The following is a 17058-nucleotide window of genomic DNA, read 5'->3' on the forward strand; positions in this document are numbered from 1 at the left end:
TAGTAAGATTGTTTAGTTGGATTAGGAAGTACAGAAGGAAGAAAACTTAAACAAACGACTATATATCCTTAATTAAGCAATACATCTGAGATTAATTGTAGGATAATCAGCTTAAAAGGTATCGCATTGCTTATATGTTTGAGGAAGCGCGAGACAAGGAGAATTATTTTAAAGTAAAAGATTAGATCCATTTCTGGTCTAGTATTTTCATTTTTCTGAAAGTATAATTAGTACTAGGTTTTAAACCTAGATATTAAAAAGGTGATGACTATGTATCATTTTACATTAACAATTGCAAAACTTATTGTACGTTTATTTGGAAAAGTAGAAGTGAAAAATAAACATTTATTGCCTCAGGATGAGGGGTATATCGTCACTTGCACGCATAGAGGTTGGTTGGAAATCCTTATACTAGGAATATGTGTGCCTAAACCGATTCATTTTATGGCTAAAAAAGAGCTTTTTGACAATAAATTAATCGGCTATTTCTTGCGAAAAATAAATGCATTTCCTGTGGACCGAGAAAACCCATCTCCGAGTAGTATAAAGAAGCCAGTAAAACTTTTAAGATCTGGAGAAATTGTTGGCATTTTTCCAAGTGGAACTAGAACGTCAGAGGATGTTTCGTTAAAAAGAGGTGCTGTAACAATTGGTAATTTATCAAGAGCTCCGATCGTACCTGCATTATATGCTGGACCGAGAACTTTAAAAGAGTTACGGAAAATGAAAAAAGCAACCATAATATTTGGAGAACCTATTTATGTGAGAACAAGTAGTAAAGAAGAGCTTGCTACATATACGGAGTTGTTAAATAAGAAAACGATGGAATTGGAAATACAAATAGAAAAAGTTTAACAAAGATAGGATGAAACAAATGAACTATAGTATTGAAGTTCTTTTAGAAGAAAATGACGACTTTTCTTCCTTTTTAAAACAAAAGATAAAAGAATTCAACAATGAACAATCTGTTCCTCACAATGAAGTAAGAAAAAAAGGTTCCGTTCAGCCGATAAATATTGTTGTAATGAATGACACTAATCAGTGGATTGGCGGTATTACAGCAGAAATTTATTGGAATTGGCTTGAAATCAACAAATTTTGGTTTAGTCCCGAATTTCGAGGAAGAGGGTTAGGTAGTTTACTACTTGATAAAACCGAAAGAATTGCAAAAGATAGAGGGGCATCAAAAGTACTGCTGACTACTTTTGAATTTCAAGCACGTACTTTTTATGAGACCAGAGGATATAAAGTAGTGGGGGAAGTAAAAGATTATCCACCAGGTAGTAGTTACTTTACGATGGTGAAGACTTTAATATAAGGTAGTTAACAGTAAGAATTTTACTAGCTCTTTTTTTGCAATTCTCCTCAAATAAGAACGTATGTATGGTATAATTAGAGAGTAATAGAATAGGTGACTCAAGGGTGGTCGGCTCACTCTCCTATGAAAGGGGGTGATGCCAATGACAGTATTCGAGGCATTAATGTTTGCGGTAACTTTTGCGACATTAATCGTATTAATACTTTCATTTAACCAGAAAAAAAAATAACCCATCCTTGAGTTAACGGCTCGAGGGATGGGTAATAATGCCATTCAGAAGTCGAAGCCCTTGTAGGGAACCTCTGTTACTTCGACCGAAGGATGCTACAACATCATTCGGTCTTTTTTATTTTATTCAATCTATAAGTTTATTATACGTTTGAATTGTTAATCTGACAACCATTTTGAAAAGGATGTATTTGTGGGTTGATTTTTTCATCAAAATGCTTCTACGTCTTAGGACTTAGATTAAACACTCCTATAGACCATATGAATTATTAGAATGTTTATTATAATAAGATGTAAGAAGTAGTTCAAACAAATGGGGGATTGAGAAAATGGCTATTAAGAAAATAGCGATTATAGGTTTATTTATACTATTAGCTGGAGCAGCTATTAACATTGTTTTAAATATTAAGGATACATTGGTGAATAAATCGGAGGAAATTGTCGTAAAGGATAAATCATACACAAATATTCATATTTTATCTGACAATGCTACTATTGAAATTGTACCGACAAACAACAACGAAACAAAAGTGGAATTTTCCGGTAAAATGAAGAAAAAGTCCAGATATAACTTTCACGCGGATGTAAAAGGTGACACACTTAATGTTGAATTAAAAGAAAAACGCTGGAGCTTTCAACTCGAGTTTACTTCTCCTAATATTAAACTAACAGTATATATCCCTGAGAAGGAATACAAGAAATTAATGACAAAAATAGACAATGGTCGCATTATTGCAAATAATTTAAGTGTGAAAGATGTTCACTTGACGACGGATAATGGCTCGATTGAAATGCAAAATATAAAAAGTGACAATATCAGAGCTAAATCTGATAACGGACAAATAATCATGAAATATGTAGATGGGAAAATAAAAGCCGAAACGGATAATGGACGAATTATTTTAGTGACAAATAACTTAGATAGATCCATTGATTTAAAAACAGATAATGGTTTAATCGAAATCCAATCAGAAAAAGAACCTTCCAATGCAACTATTAATGCTTCAGTGGATTTGGGGAAAATAGACATTTTTGGCACATCAAACAAGCAAACAATTTACGGAAATGGAGATCACTTAATAAAATTAGAAACGGATAATGGAAAAATAACTGTTAAGAAAATTAAATAATTCTATGAACTAGTTAACTCGTCATTTTTAGCTTTAGTGGGGCATTATTGGCAACACTCATTCCTAGTTTATATTGACTTGCATTTTCAACTCTGATAAATTGTTTTTAAAAGGTATTAACGTATTTAAAAACACGTCCTTCATATGGGACGTTTTTTTTTTGTGAAATCAATTTAAGGGGAATATTGTGTATGAAAAATTTAGTTATCATTGTAGGATCTCTCATCATTGCATTTGGTTTCAAATGCTTCCTAGTACCTCACGGAATATTAAGTAGTGGAATTAGTGGGATTGCCATTTTGCTTGGAATACTCACACCATTTGATACAGGTTTATTAAACTTTGTCCTAAACTTACCATTACTTGTATTGGGTTACTATAAACTGGGGAAAAAGATTACTGTTAATACGCTTATTTGTGTTATTTCACTCTCTATATTCTTATATCTGATACCAGCAATTCCTGTAACGGATAATATTTTACTAGCATCTATTTTCGGTGGAATTATAGGTGGAATCGGAGCTGGATTGATATTAAAATACTCTGGAACTTCAGGTGGATTAGATATTATTGCAATAATTGTTTCGAGGACGAGTAATGTAAGTGTAGGTCTCCTTCTTACAGGAATGAACGGTATAATTGTCTTACTATCAGGAGCAGTTTTTAACTGGGATATTGCTTTATATACATTGTTGTCGATTTATTTAACTGGAAAAATGGTAGATACTATATATACGAATCACGAAAAACTGACCATGCAGATTGTTACGACAAAAGGGGAATTAATACGAAAAGAATTACTTGAATCCATCTATCGAGGAGTAACAATTACAGATGGTTACGGTGGTTATACACTAGAAGAGAAACAAATTTTAATGATGGTTGTCACTAGATATGAAACGATGCAAATAAAACAGATTGTACGAAAACATGATAATAAAGCATTTATTAACATATTTGAAACAGTAGAAGTCGACGGTAATTTTGCGAGAAATTAAATATAGCGGGAAGTTCATGTTTAAGTAAAAAAAGAAGCTTGAAGCGAGAGAGTTACTTCAAGCTTCTTTTGCATATCTACTGTAATAGTAAACCGGGACAAAATAGTGTGAAGTCATTTATGTTTCTTAAATAATATAACTAATGCAATACTGAAATTTTTTTGATGTTTTGTGGATTAGCGGTTACACTAAAAAATGTATATATAACTACTAGACAAAGGGGGTATTGAAATAACATGTACCCAAAATCATTTGAAAGAAAGATTATAGGAGCTTTTGGTGAAGAAGGAATTGAATGGCTTAATTCATTAGAATCTAAGATAAAAACTTATTTGGAAAAGTGGAACTTACGGTCTGACGGTCCAGTGGATAACTTATCCTATAATTATGTATTAAAAGTATTAGATGAAAAAGGGAATCGCGCAATATTAAAACTAGGTGTCGCAAATTACGACTTTGGAAATGAAATACGAACACTCCGAGCATATAATGGAAACGGATGTGTAAAAATAATAAAGGCTGATTCTGAAAATGGGGTAATGCTGTTAGAGCATCTACAACCTGGAACGATGCTTACCGAAGTCGAAGAGCATCAAGCTGTGAAAACCTTTGCTCACGTTTGGACTGCTATTCGCAGAACGGTCGAAGAAAATGCGGATCACCCGTCGATAGTGGATTGGATGAAAGCGTTCGATCGTTATCAAGATAAATATCAAACAAATGAAGGTCCTATCCCCAATCACTTTGTTTTTCTTGCAAGAACATATTTTGTCGAAATAGCCAATTCTTCCGAAAATAATGATCTGTTACACGGTGATTTACATCATGAAAATATATTGTATTCAACTAATGATGGATGGCTTGCAATAGATCCAAAAGGAGTTATAGGTAACAAATATTTTGATTTTATTTCATTTCTAACGAATCAGTTGTTTAATAAATTAAATCCAAGACAACTATTAGAAAAGAGAGTCACTTTACTTTGTGAAGAATTGCAATTAAATAAGAAGCGACTCTTAAAAGCTGCTATTGCTATGTCTACTTTATATGCTTGTTGGGGAGTAGAAGATAATGACCCTGAATGGGAAAATACATATAGATGTGTACAATGGTTTGAGGGATTAATGGAAGATAACTGACTTGGATGTCAGAACAACAAACTATTTATCAACCTCTATTTTTTTAAGATATTATGCATATAGGATGAGTGGGTATTGAAAGGACGTACAAATCTATGAATTTCAGCGAACTTTATCATTTGTCTGATTACGACAATGTATTAATAGTCGATGCAAACGGCATTACCATTTTTTTTGATTTAGCCGATTTGAATATTTTACAACAACTAGGATTAAAGCCGGAAGAGTTTTTAAGAAAGCATGTAACTTCTTTTTACCAAGACTTATCTATTGAAGATAGTACGTTGATGAGGGTGTTAAAAACGGGAGAGTCATTGTGGAATATGGAGCAAAAATTAACATCCACTAATGGTTTTAGTTATATATCGAAAAGTTCCTCTTTTCCAATAAAAAAAGGGGATATAATAATAGGAGCTATTGAATTTTCAAAGCATTACTATCAAAAGCAAGATATGCAAAAGCTCGAGAAATTTGCAGAAAATAAAATATATCGAAAGAATAATACCATTTATACGATAGATAACTTAGTTTCTGAAAGTAAAGTCATGAAAGAAGTTAAAAATAAAATTCAAAAAGTTTCTAACACTGATTCTAACGTGCTTATTTATGGAAAGACCGGAACAGGTAAGGAAATTGTTGCTCAAGCTATTCATAATTTAAGTATTCGTTATACACAACCATTTATCTCCATAAATTGTGCGGAGATTGATACAGATCTCATGGAACATATTCTATTTGGAAATGAAAAAGATGATGTAACAGCCACTCCAGATATTATTGGGCTATTAGAAAAAGCTAATGGTGGTACGATTTTTTTAGATGAAGTGAATGCTCTAGATATAAAATTTCAAGCAAAATTGTTAAAAGTTATCGAAGACAAAATTATTCGTCGTGTAGGTAGTAAATATGATATTCATTTAAACATTCGAGTAATTGCAACCACTAACGAGAATCCTGATCAGTTAGTGGAAAAGAAGATGTTACGAGAAGATTTATTTTATCGTTTAAGCGTTTTTCGATTAGATTTACCTTTACTGACAGAAAGAAAAGAAGATGTGGAAGCGCTTACGAATTATTTTATCCAGTTTTATAATCGTCATATGCAAATGACAATAGATGATATGGAAGAAGATGTTTTGATCACGTTTAAACAATATAACTGGCCGGGAAATATACGTGAATTAAAAAATGCAATTGAAACTGCCTACAATAATGCCAACACAAATGTTATTACGCGTAATGATATTCCTTCCAAAATAAAAAACTATTCAAGTACGCTTTTGAATATAAATAAGCCAGAAAATAATATAAATTTAAAAGACAAAGTAGAGGAATATGAAAAGAGTTTAATTGTGTTGGAACTAGGGAATTCTGGTGGCAAACTAGCGGAATCTGCAAGAAGATTAGGTATTTCGAAACAGCTACTAAAATATAAAATGGAAAAGTATGAATTGAGGTAAAAAAAATATTAAAGGGGGTGAAAAATTTACCTCCTTTTTTTATTGCCCATAATTAATTATTATAAAATTAGAACTTGGGGGTCAATTAGAACAGTTCAATTGTTTTAACCTAACTTCGCACATACAGACTTATGTGATTATTTTTCATTAATTTTGTAAGGGTTTTCACTGGGGTATATATGAAAGAGGGGAATTTTATGAGTAAAACAGTACAACACAGTTTAATAGTAGGATTTGCGCTATTTGCTATATTTTTTGGAGCAGGAAATTTAATATTTCCTCCGTCAATTGGGAATGTATCGGGAACTGAATGGGTCGTAGCATTAGTTGGTTTTTGTATAACAGGAATCGTGTTACCACTTTTATCAGTTATTGCGATAATAAATGTTGGTGGAAAGTTTGAAGATTTAACTAGACCAATTAGTCCTTGGTTTTATAAAGTATTTAACTTGTTATTAATGGGTGGAATCGGAATGTTTGTCACAATTCCACGGATGTCTGCAACTACGCATGAATTAGGAGTTCATCAACTTTTTCCGAGTGTTCCATCCATCGTTACCATTGTCATATTCTTTGCAATTTGTTTTTATTTTGCAATGGATAAGTCTAATGTAATCGATAAAATCGGTAAAGTACTTACACCAGTGTTAGTAGTCATCCTTTTATTTATTGTTGGAAAAGGTATTTTTGATCCTATCGGTACTCCGGTTGTTACGGGTATTAAAAATTCATTTTCGAATGCATTTATTAGTGCTTACCAAACGGGTGATGTAGTAACAGGAATATTTTGTGCTCCAATATTTATCGCTGCAATAGCTGCATTTGGGTATAAAGGGAAATCAGCTCGTAAGATGGCTTTAACTGGAACACTTATAGCTGGTATAGGATTACTGATTGTGTATGGCGGGTTGCTATTTATCGGGGCTTCTGGTAGTGGTTTTGCACCATCAGGTATTGAAGATACTGCTTTAGTATCTCTTTTAGTCGATCGTTCACTTGGTAGCATAGGCGCTGTCGCTCTTGCAGTTGCAATTGCCTTAGCATGTTTGACTTCTGCAATTGGAGTAATTGCTGTAATTGGAGATTTCTTGAATGATTTGACTAAAAACAAACTAAGCTATCGTATTTGGGTTGCAATTATATGTGTTGTAGGTATTGTAATAGGTTCAGCAGGTGTTGGCGCTATTGTTACATACGCTATGCCAATATTTACTGCATTATATCCAGTTGCCATTGTGTTGGTCATACTAGGAGTTTTTCAAAAGTTTGTTCCAAATCCAGGTTCATATCAAGGTGCGATATTATTAACTTTTATAGTTAGTCTTATTGAAACGGTTGGATCTTTGATAAAGACTCCAGTTTTAAAAGACATAATACTAAAGTTACCACTAGCCTCAGATGGATTTAGTTGGTTAATACCGGCTATAGTCGGATTTATTGTTGGTACGCTTATTCATAAACTTAAAGGACAAAAAGAAGCTAATTAAGAGAAGAGTAACTTGGGAACTTAATTATTCTAGATCAAGATATTTTAGAAATTTCTCCGGAAAAAATAAGCCATAATATATGTTTAAAAAACATCAAGAGTTTAATCACTCTTGATGTTTTTTCTTTTAACCGTAACATTTATTTATATCTTCTTTTCTTATAGATATCTAAGATTGAGAGTACTATTTTCATTTATTAAGATTTCAGAAACGTATAAATACAATCAAGGTTGGAAATACTCCATATGACAAAAGATGCCACAAATATAATCGATAAAGAGGGAACGTATGGGTTTTTTTAAGAAGAAAAATAGTATTATGTTAAATCTCCCTGCTCCTTCTACTCTTGAAGTGAAGCAGTTAGAAAATAAGCCATCTTTAAATTCAAAATTACAAGAAAATATACAAAAAGTAAAAGAAACTCTTGGAAAAAGCGCGGATATTATCATTCGAGAAATTAAAATTGGAAAAGAGGGAAGCATTAATGCTGGAATCATTTATACAGATGGTTTAAGCGATGCATCTTCATTACAAAACTTTATTTTGGAAACATTAATGTTAGATATTAAAGAAACTGCATTAGAAGATGATTTAACACCTACTCCCAATTTGATGACTACATTAAAAGACTTTGCCATGACTGTTGGAGAAATTAAAGATTTAAACAATTTTGATGATCTATTCACGCATCTATTATCCGGAGACGCTATTTTCATGGTAGACGGATATTCGAATGGTTTTATTATCGGTAATAAGCATTGGGTTGAACGTGGGGTAACCGAGCCAACTGCTCAAAGTGTAGTGAGAGGCCCGAGAGAAGGTTTTTCCGAAAACTTGCGAATAAATACGGCATTAGTTCGTCGCATCATTAAGGATCCGAATTTATGGATGGAATCCAAAGTAATTGGTAAACGCTCCAAAACTAATATTGCAGTTATGTATATTAAGGGAGTTGCGAAGGACGATATAGTGAAAGAAGTCAATTCGAGATTGGACAGAATTGACATCGATGGCATATTGGAAAGTTCCTATATTGAAGAATTAATTCAAGACTCACAGTTTTCACCTTTTCCAACTGTATTTAATTCGGAACGACCCGATGTTGTATCCGCAGCACTTTTGCAAGGTAGAGTTGCAATTTTAATAGACGGAACACCATTCGCTCTTATGGTTCCGGCTGTATTTATTCAATTTTTTCAATCTACAGAAGATTATTATCAAAGAGCAATAATGGCTACATTGATTCGTCTTCTACGTTATTTCTCATTTATGATTTCATTGCTCTTTCCAGCTTTTTATATTGCCGTTATTACTTTTCATCAGGAAATGATACCGACTGCCTTGCTTATGAGTCTAGCAGCACAACGTGAAAATGTACCATTTCCAGCATTTATTGAAGTAATGATTATGGAAGTTGCATTTGAAATTCTGCGTGAAGCTGGTTTACGAATGCCTAGAGTAGTAGGAGCCGCTATGTCCATTGTAGGTGGATTTGTTGTTGGAACTGCAGCGGTTGAGGCAGGTATTATTTCAGCTGCAATGGTAATTGTTGTATCACTAACAGCAATTTCCAGTTTTGTTTCTCCGCTCTATGATATTGCAATTGCGAGTAGAATGTTACGTTTTATATTTATTGTACTAGCTGCCATGTTTGGGTTTTATGGGATGACAATAGGATTTATTGCGCTTATTTTACATTTATGTAGTTTACGTTCTTTTGGTATTCCTTATATGTCACCTTTAGCACCTTTTAGTCTTTCGGGTCAAAAAGATGCATTTGTACGATTACCAATATGGAAAATGACTACACGACCAAATTTAATATCGGAAAATACTGTAAGACAAAAGTACACTCCGCCTAAGCCGGGTGAAGATGATTAGGAAAAGTTAAGGAGAGGGAGTCAGTGAAAAAAGGCATCTTTATACTACTAATTCTTATTCTCTTCCTATCCGGATGTTGGGATAAACGAGAGTTAAATGAACTTGCAATAACAGTAGGAATTGGGCTAGATAAAATCGATGATGAGTATTTGGTCACTGCTCAAGTAGCTGTACCATCTGAGCTTTCATCGAAAGGTGGAGCAGGTCATTCTCAAATAACGATTTACCAAGGGAAAGGAACCACAGTGTATGAAGCTATTCGTCAACTTACCAAATCTTCACCAAGAATTATTTACCTTGGACATCTACAAATGTTAATCATCGGCGAATCTTTAGCGAGAGAAGGAATAGGGGATTCGTTAGATTTTCTTGCAAGGAATTGGGAAGTCCGATGGGATTTTTATGTTGCTGTCTCGAAAGATAGTACTGCTGAAAAAATATTGAACGTTCAAACTCCATTAGAAAGCGTACCCGCAACTGACATGCACTTCACTCTACTAAATTCAGATAAAACCTATGCAAATACCACTGGAGTGACACTAATTGATCTTTTAACAGACCTAGAAAAAACAGGAAAACAACCTGTGTTAACTGGCGTTTATATTTTGGGTGATTCGAAAAGTGGCTCTAATAAATCGAATGTAGAATCTATCATGCCTTCTGCGCAGATTGAGTTCGATGGATTAGCTGTTTTTAAAAGAGATAAGCTTGTCGGGTGGTTAAGTGAAGACGATACCAAAAGTTATAATAGTGTTATTAACCATATAAAGCGGTCTGTATCTACTATTTCATGCCCTAAAAAAGGAAAAGCAAACATTGAAGTATACCGATTTGATTCAAAAATGAAAGGAAAAATGAATAAAGGAAAACCAGAAATAGATATCCATATTCAAGTCGATGGAGATATAGGTGCCATAGAATGCGAAATGGATCTTACAAAAGAAGAGTCACTTCATGCATTAGAGAAAATATACAAAAAAGAAGAAAAAGATTCCATTGAAAAGACGATAAAAAAAGTTCAGAAGGAAATAGGGGTTGATATTTTTGGATTTGGAGCAGCTATTTATCATGATGACCATAAAGCATGGGAAAAAGTGAAAGATCAATGGGATGAAGAGTTTTTAGATGTAAAAGTAAATATTAAAGTAGATGTTGAACTTAAGTTAATAGGTGCAATCAATAATTCTTTCAAAGAAAAAATAAAGGACTAATTCACTATGGTAAATAGCTTAGGATTACTATTAATCGCTGCAGTCATCGTAAAATTGGAAGTTCCTGCTCTTTTAAAAAATAAAGATAAATTAGGACTCATTATATTTTCGACTCTCCTTGCTCTTGGTGTAGGTTTTGGAATGGCGTTAGCATTTAATATAAAAATTCCAAATCCAGTTAATTTTCTAACAGTCATATTAAAACCATTAAATGATATCATAACTAATCATTAAAAGAATAGGAGAGGAGAAAGGGTGATGAGATGCAAAAGATTAAAATAAATTCATTTCAATTCCTTGTACTTGTCATTTTTTTTACAGTAGGTACTAGTATCCTTGAATTACCATCAGCTTTGGCTGCCTATTCAAAGCAAGATGCATGGATTGCGTCAATAATAGGTACAATAATCGGGATTTTTGTCATCGGGTTTTTCACAAAAATAGCAGCTTGGTTTCCGAACCTCACTTATGTTCAAATTAACGAAAAAATTTTGGGGAAGTGGTTTGGTAAATTTAGTGCAATTCTATTTGTTTCTTTATGTCTATTTTATACAGCAAGCTTATTAAGTCATTCGGGATTATTTTTAGCTTCACAATTGTTTCCAAATACACCGATTGTAGTTGTCAATATTCTAATGACTTTCATCTTAATAATGGGAATACGTCTTGGACTTGATACTGTAGCACGTTCTGCAGAGATTCTGATATTTATTTTTCTATTCCTTTATATCGGTTTAGTCATATTTATAATTCCTGAAATTGATGTTCACCACATTGAACCATTTTTTATTTCCAAAATAGGAGCACTATTGAAATCTTCCATAATGATAGCTGTAATATCATCAGTAAATGCTATTGTTTTATTAATGATATTTCCTTCACTAATAAACGAATATGAAAAAGGAAGAAAATCATTTTTTTTAGGAAATGTTATTGGAGGCATCGTTATTATTATTGTTACTGTTTTATGTATTTTTGTATTGGGTTCAAGTACAACTGCTAGACAAATTTATCCAAGTTACATTTTAGCAAGACAAATAAATATAGGTAACTTTATAAATCGTATTGAGGTACTAATGGCTGCATTATGGATTATATGCCTTTATATTAAAACCTCTATCTATTTTTATGCTGGAACGATGGGGTTGGCACAAATATTTAATTTGAAAGATTATCGACCAATGACTTATCCTTTAGGAATAATTATTATTGTACTTTCAGTTATTATTGCTCCAAACTTTATCTCTCAAGCGAATTTTGATGGTACTACAAGTATATCTCTCTCTATAGTAATTGGTGTTTTTATACCTCTATTACTAACGATTGTATATATAATTCGCAAAAAACAATTTAAAAAATCTGATCTTTCTTAAGATAATTCATTTACTATTGCGATTTTGCATTCGTATTGAGAGGTGAGTTACGTACAATTACTCACAATAGAAAAGTTAAAAGCCTCTCAGAGCGAATTTGAAATTAGTAAAATCATGTATATAAATCGACTTCAAAACTAGAAAATTACTTAAAAATCTAATAAGGTTCCCAAATACATATTTGGGAACCTTATTTTGTGTTAAAATAGGAAGATACGAGGTGAAAGATATGCAACGAGAATTACCTAAAATATTAAAGGATTTTTTAGTCTACTTAACAACGATTAAAGGGAAATCAGTAAGAACGCGAAAAGAATATGAATATGATATCACCCTGTTTTTGCGCTTTTTAAAAGCAGTTGAAGGTGATATTAAATTTGATAAAATGGATGAAATCGGAATTAAAGACATTACAATAGATTTCATTAAAGAAATATCATTAGAAGACATGTATTTATTTTTAGAGTACTGTGAGGTTCAGCGGAAAAATAGTGCAGCGACAAGAGCAAGAAAAGCAGCAACACTTAAATCATTTTTTAAATATTTAAAAGGAAAAAGAAGGCTAATAGAAGATAATCCTGCTGATGAGTTGGAAACACCGAAAATTGGTAAGAAAAAACCAATCTATATGGATTTACAAGAAGCGGAGATGTTTATAGCAGGAATAAAGAGAAGTAATCATTATTATCGCAATTATAGTATGATTATGTTCTTTTTAAACTTAGGGTTACGTGTTTCAGAACTATGCAACTTAAATCTCACGTCGATACAGGGAACTGTATTGCATGTGATCGGTAAAGGCGATAAAGAACGCACGGTATTTTTAAACAATGCATGCATTCAATCCCTTCAGGTTTATATGCAAAAAGAACGTTCGTACATACAAGGAGCAATTGACAATGAAGCGCTATTCTTATCTCAAAAGGGTACAAGATTAACTCGCCAAACAGTAGCGAAAATCATCAAGCAAATCAACAATGACTCTGGCTTAAATAAAGAAAAACTAACACCGCATAAGCTAAGACATACGTCGGCCACTATAATGTATAAGAGTGGGGCTGATATTCGCAGTTTACAACATATTTTGGGCCATACCAGTGTTTCCACTACACAAATCTATACTCATGTGGAGGATAAAGAAATTCAACAAGTAATCGAAAACAATCCGTTTAACCAATTAGGTTAATATAATTTTATTATGTAAACTAAATATAAATGAAGATTGATATACGCTGAACGCTTTTAATAATAAGAGAAGTGAATCAATTTCATAATTCTAGTTTAGAGCATAATAAACGAACAATATTAAAGTGATATGTATGAATATGTATAATAAACTCCTCATAAATCAGCAGGATTTACCCTGTTGGTAGACGCATTTCTGCGAGGAGACAGATGAGCCATCCCCGCAGCATTCGCGTCTGTAATGGCTCATCTGTCTCACCCATTCCGCTCTAGTCACTGCCTGTCGCTCCAATCAATAAATTAAGTATTGTTCGTGTTTTAATATTTAAATGCCATTATTGAAATTAACTCAAGTACAAAAACAACCAAATTTAGCGAACAGAAAGTGGTTGTTTCAAGGGGGAACCTTAGAAATCAAGCACTTCTTTGTTGATTGGGATGACTTATGTAATAGATCGTTTCTAATGCCATGTATAAATACTATTTTGAAAGCTAAAGAGGGAGAATATTTTAAAAAGCATTTAAAAAATTTAAACTACAATAATAAATACCCGTTTTAAAAAAGCAGATTTATAAGAATCGTCCCTGCTGTATATAAATATGGTATGAAAAAAATAACCTCTTGAAAGAATGATCTTTTCTTTTAAGACTAAGAAATTATATCAAATTCTATGCCAGGAACAGGTTGATTTCCAGTGAAAGCGAACTCTTGTAAGTAAGGCAAGCATCAAGCTGCTTTCTTTGCACCGCTTTAGCCCAAGCTCATGATTTGCTTGCTAACCCCCGAGGAGTCGCCGCTTTTCGCTTCAATCAACTGTGCAATTAAGAAAGACAATATACTTCGTAGAAATAATGAACTTGTACTTTCCATTGTTTATAAAAAGGGCAAGTGGAACCTTCAAAAACAGTTCGCATCCATTGATAAAGCAGTGCTGAGCGGACGTAATTGACTCTTCGTCCCCTTTTTAAAAAATAGGAATGGATTTTATCTCACATTATCCAAATCTAGTGCATCATTACTTTCCATATTTTAAGAGGGCTGCTCACAAGCATCTGCCACATGATTACTGAAAAAAGTATAGCTGGAAGTGACGCAGTCACTTCCAGCTATACAATTCCAACGATAATAGTGTAGCCAATGTTTCGTCCAAAGCACTTTGGAAATAGTAAAGACAAGATGCATTTAATGGACATTTGCATTTCTCTAATTCGGACTAGATTGCTGTAAATTCTCACGCCAATTTTTTTATAGATTGAGTTTATAGAATAACTTCTATTCTATTAATATAGGAGTAATTGGTTTTACCAGCTCTTCTAAATACGATTGATAATTATTTTCACTAGATTTATTAACAATAAATATATTATGTAAACTAACTACTTGTTTCATTTATTAGAGTATTTGTTATAATATAAGAATGTTGCATGAATACATAGATTTATTTGGGATTTTAACTAAAAAACTACAAAAATGGGGTTGGTTATTATGTTTACATACCATATTGATGGTAAAACAAAGTTAAAAATGCTCGATTTACGGGACACTGAACATTTGTTCGGTTTGACGATTCATTCAAGCGAAACCTTGAGAGAATGGCTACCATTTATCGATTACACTAGGTCTATTGCAGACACACAAGGATTTATCCAATCAACGATGAAACAATTTAGTGAAAATAATGGATTTCAAGCAGGTATTTGGTATGAAGATAAAATTGCTGGCGTTATAGGTTTTCATCAAATCAACTGGAGCAATAAATCGACAAGTATTGGGTACTGGCTTGGAAATGACTATGTAGGTTTAGGATTAATGACGAAATCTGTCAAAGCTTTTGTGGATTATGCGATTAATGATTTGAAATTGAACAGAGTAGAGATACGTGCAGCTGTAGAAAATAAAAAAAGTAGAGCGATTCCAGAAAGACTAAATTTCACAGAAGAAGGTTGTGTACGAGAAGCTGAGTGGTTATATGACCATTATGTAGATCATGTTGTTTATGGAATGCTAGCTAGCGAGTGGAATAATAAATTAGATAAATAACATAACATTATACGAGAATTCAGATCGACCAATTCAGTATTGAGGAGGAAAATGATGACTAATACAACGTTTGTTTATGAAATCTACATTGTCACAACACAAAATAAGCTTTGGGAAGCTCTAACTACCAACGATTTTATAAAAAAATATTGGTTTGATTTGCAAGTTCAAACTGATTGGCAGGTAGGATCAATAGTTTCCTTTTTAGATAGGAATGGAAAGGTTACAGACCAAGGGAAAGTATTAATAAATGAGCCATATCATCTACTTTCATATACTTTTCAATGGTTGGAAGACAAAACAGTACGTGAACGCCCAACAAGGGTATCCTTTGAACTAAAACCGATAAATTCGACAGTAAAATTAACACTCAAGCATTTGGATCTATTACCAACAGATTTTGTTGAAGAAAACGATGGATTTAAGGGTTATAATAATGGCTGGCCAATGATTTTGAGCAATTTGAAAAGCCTGCTTGAAACTGGAGATACCTTGACAATAGAATAAATGGAAGAAAACGTTGAATTAATAAAACCCTGGTTTGTAGAGAACCAGGGTATTCATTATTGAGATAGATAAAGGGTTCAATCATACGTATAGTAATCTTGGGCATGTACCACTTGGAATCCGATAGACTCATAAAGACCTAGTGCATGTGCATTTAAAGTTTCTACCTCCAAATGAACAGAGTGGCCCGATTCAGACTGCTCCTTAACTACTCTTTTCAATACTTTTCTACCAATACCTTTTCCCTGATGTGTCGGTAAGATGGAAAATCCATAAATCCATGCTTCTCCATTTTCTCGTTTCACACGGATTTTCCCAACTGTTTCTTTGTTCACGTCAATCATGAACATATCAGTATCCTCATCGCCATCAATTCGACTTTCCATTGCTAGAGCATCTTCTTTAGTCAAACCGAACGCTTCAACAGACAAACGTACACGCATGTCTAAATCCGCAATACTTGCTTGTCGAAGTGTAAAACCCTCTACTTCATCTAGCTGCTTTTCTTTCCACTTCATTTGATGTTCGGAAAATCCATAGATAGCTCCATTTTTAGTTAAAAATGCTTTCGCTTCAGTAGAACTTGCTGGTGCATTTAACAAAATTCGTTTAAAACCCTTTTGTTTTGCCGTAGCCATTCCTTGTTGGAATAATCGGGTGAAATGACCCTTTCGTCGTTCCTTTGGATTCACCATTCCACATACTTCCACCGTAGAACCAAAAGCATATAAACCTAAAAAGGAAATAAGTTCTTCGTTTTCATAATGTAGAAAATCGAGTTGATCTGTCTCTCTATTCCGAAGCATTTCCCAGTTTAGTTTTAAATGAATATGATCAAATGCTTCACATTCCTTTTGTAACGTTTCAATATCTAGTAATTGTTTTGATGTTAACATGTATTTCTCCTTTATTAATAGTTTAGTTGGGGTGTTCCTTTTGTAAATAAAATATGAATATTCCCTATTATAACACTTCATCAAAATGTTGCAGAAATACTAGTTAATATTAATGAAGCACAATCTATAATTGTTCATATATAAGTAGAGGACACAAATGTATAAATGGTTTTATACTGGATGGAGAAGTGTCTCCAAGTATTC

General features: G+C 33.0%; 15 protein-coding genes. 14 read left to right on the plus strand and 1 reads right to left on the minus strand.

The window, feature by feature from the left end; genetic code table 11:
* The first annotated feature begins 270 nt into the window (after positions 1-270).
* The 14 genes from PB01_RS09485 (at position 271) to PB01_RS09550 (ending at position 15958) form a co-directional block, all read left to right on the plus strand.
* Positions 271-855 carry a lysophospholipid acyltransferase family protein gene (locus PB01_RS09485; protein WP_151699982.1) on the plus strand — a complete coding sequence of 195 codons (585 nt, stop codon included), beginning with the start codon at positions 271-273 and terminating at the stop codon, positions 853-855.
* Between the two features lie 19 nt (positions 856-874).
* Positions 875-1318, plus strand: coding sequence for a GNAT family N-acetyltransferase (locus tag PB01_RS09490; protein ID WP_151699983.1), 444 nt, complete (start codon positions 875-877; stop codon positions 1316-1318).
* 557 nt (positions 1319-1875) lie between these two features.
* On the plus strand, positions 1876-2676 hold the full coding sequence (locus tag PB01_RS09495) for a DUF4097 family beta strand repeat-containing protein (protein WP_151699984.1): 801 nt from the start codon (positions 1876-1878) through the stop codon (positions 2674-2676).
* A 191-nt stretch (positions 2677-2867) separates the two neighbouring features.
* A complete protein-coding gene (locus PB01_RS09500; RefSeq protein ID WP_151699985.1) occupies positions 2868-3674 on the plus strand; it encodes a YitT family protein in 807 nt (268 codons plus the stop codon).
* Positions 3675-3910: 236 nt separating this feature from the next.
* On the plus strand, positions 3911-4813 hold the full coding sequence (locus tag PB01_RS09505; RefSeq protein WP_151699986.1) for an aminoglycoside phosphotransferase family protein: 903 nt from the start codon (positions 3911-3913) through the stop codon (positions 4811-4813).
* 95 nt (positions 4814-4908) lie between these two features.
* Positions 4909-6273 (plus strand): sigma-54 interaction domain-containing protein, encoded by a 1365-nt coding sequence (locus PB01_RS09510; RefSeq protein WP_151699987.1) that lies wholly within the window; start codon positions 4909-4911, stop codon positions 6271-6273.
* A gap of 197 nt (positions 6274-6470) precedes the next feature.
* Positions 6471-7760: a branched-chain amino acid transport system II carrier protein gene (gene brnQ, locus PB01_RS09515; RefSeq protein ID WP_151699988.1), complete on the plus strand. Its 1290-nt coding sequence runs from the start codon at positions 6471-6473 to the stop codon at positions 7758-7760.
* A gap of 288 nt (positions 7761-8048) precedes the next feature.
* Positions 8049-9641: a spore germination protein gene (locus PB01_RS09520; protein WP_151699989.1), complete on the plus strand. Its 1593-nt coding sequence runs from the start codon at positions 8049-8051 to the stop codon at positions 9639-9641.
* A gap of 23 nt (positions 9642-9664) precedes the next feature.
* Entirely contained in the window at positions 9665-10852 is a 1188-nt protein-coding gene (locus PB01_RS09525) for a Ger(x)C family spore germination protein (protein WP_151699990.1), read from the plus strand.
* 6 nt (positions 10853-10858) lie between these two features.
* Positions 10859-11086 carry a hypothetical protein gene (locus tag PB01_RS09530; RefSeq protein ID WP_151699991.1) on the plus strand — a complete coding sequence of 76 codons (228 nt, stop codon included), beginning with the start codon at positions 10859-10861 and terminating at the stop codon, positions 11084-11086.
* A gap of 29 nt (positions 11087-11115) precedes the next feature.
* Entirely contained in the window at positions 11116-12225 is a 1110-nt protein-coding gene (locus tag PB01_RS09535) for a GerAB/ArcD/ProY family transporter (RefSeq protein WP_151699992.1), read from the plus strand.
* Between the two features lie 229 nt (positions 12226-12454).
* The gene (locus PB01_RS09540; protein WP_151702017.1) at positions 12455-13411 is read left to right on the plus strand and encodes a tyrosine-type recombinase/integrase; all 957 of its coding nucleotides are present in this window, start codon (positions 12455-12457) and stop codon (positions 13409-13411) included.
* A 1485-nt stretch (positions 13412-14896) separates the two neighbouring features.
* On the plus strand, positions 14897-15451 hold the full coding sequence (locus PB01_RS09545) for a GNAT family N-acetyltransferase (protein ID WP_151699993.1): 555 nt from the start codon (positions 14897-14899) through the stop codon (positions 15449-15451).
* Positions 15452-15505: 54 nt separating this feature from the next.
* Positions 15506-15958, plus strand: a complete 453-nt coding sequence (locus PB01_RS09550; protein ID WP_192797533.1) for an SRPBCC domain-containing protein — start codon at positions 15506-15508, stop codon at positions 15956-15958.
* Between the two features lie 77 nt (positions 15959-16035).
* Here PB01_RS09550 and PB01_RS09555 read toward each other — a convergent pair whose 3' ends face one another.
* A complete protein-coding gene (locus PB01_RS09555) occupies positions 16036-16854 on the minus strand; it encodes a GNAT family N-acetyltransferase (RefSeq protein ID WP_151699995.1) in 819 nt (272 codons plus the stop codon).
* Between the last annotated feature and the right edge of the window lie 204 nt (positions 16855-17058).

This window comes from Psychrobacillus glaciei (assembly GCF_008973485.1).
GTDB classification, from domain to species: domain Bacteria; phylum Bacillota; class Bacilli; order Bacillales_A; family Planococcaceae; genus Psychrobacillus; species Psychrobacillus glaciei.

What these genes read in the sequence shown, in the direction of transcription:
- PB01_RS09485 (WP_151699982.1), top strand. Translation starts at nt 271, where the DNA reads ATGTATCATTTTACATTAACAATTGCAAAACTTATTGTACGTTTATTT.
- PB01_RS09490 (WP_151699983.1), top strand. Translation starts at nt 875, where the DNA reads ATGAACTATAGTATTGAAGTTCTTTTAGAAGAAAATGACGACTTTTCT.
- PB01_RS09495 (WP_151699984.1), top strand. Translation starts at nt 1,876, where the DNA reads ATGGCTATTAAGAAAATAGCGATTATAGGTTTATTTATACTATTAGCT.
- PB01_RS09500 (WP_151699985.1), top strand. Translation starts at nt 2,868, where the DNA reads ATGAAAAATTTAGTTATCATTGTAGGATCTCTCATCATTGCATTTGGT.
- PB01_RS09505 (WP_151699986.1), top strand. Translation starts at nt 3,911, where the DNA reads ATGTACCCAAAATCATTTGAAAGAAAGATTATAGGAGCTTTTGGTGAA.
- PB01_RS09510 (WP_151699987.1), top strand. Translation starts at nt 4,909, where the DNA reads ATGAATTTCAGCGAACTTTATCATTTGTCTGATTACGACAATGTATTA.
- brnQ (WP_151699988.1), top strand. Translation starts at nt 6,471, where the DNA reads ATGAGTAAAACAGTACAACACAGTTTAATAGTAGGATTTGCGCTATTT.
- PB01_RS09520 (WP_151699989.1), top strand. Translation starts at nt 8,049, where the DNA reads ATGGGTTTTTTTAAGAAGAAAAATAGTATTATGTTAAATCTCCCTGCT.
- PB01_RS09530 (WP_151699991.1), top strand. Translation starts at nt 10,859, where the DNA reads ATGGTAAATAGCTTAGGATTACTATTAATCGCTGCAGTCATCGTAAAA.
- PB01_RS09535 (WP_151699992.1), top strand. Translation starts at nt 11,116, where the DNA reads ATGCAAAAGATTAAAATAAATTCATTTCAATTCCTTGTACTTGTCATT.
- PB01_RS09540 (WP_151702017.1), top strand. Translation starts at nt 12,455, where the DNA reads ATGCAACGAGAATTACCTAAAATATTAAAGGATTTTTTAGTCTACTTA.
- PB01_RS09545 (WP_151699993.1), top strand. Translation starts at nt 14,897, where the DNA reads ATGTTTACATACCATATTGATGGTAAAACAAAGTTAAAAATGCTCGAT.
- PB01_RS09550 (WP_192797533.1), top strand. Translation starts at nt 15,506, where the DNA reads ATGACTAATACAACGTTTGTTTATGAAATCTACATTGTCACAACACAA.
- PB01_RS09555 (WP_151699995.1), bottom strand. Translation starts at nt 16,854, where the DNA reads ATGTTAACATCAAAACAATTACTAGATATTGAAACGTTACAAAAGGAA.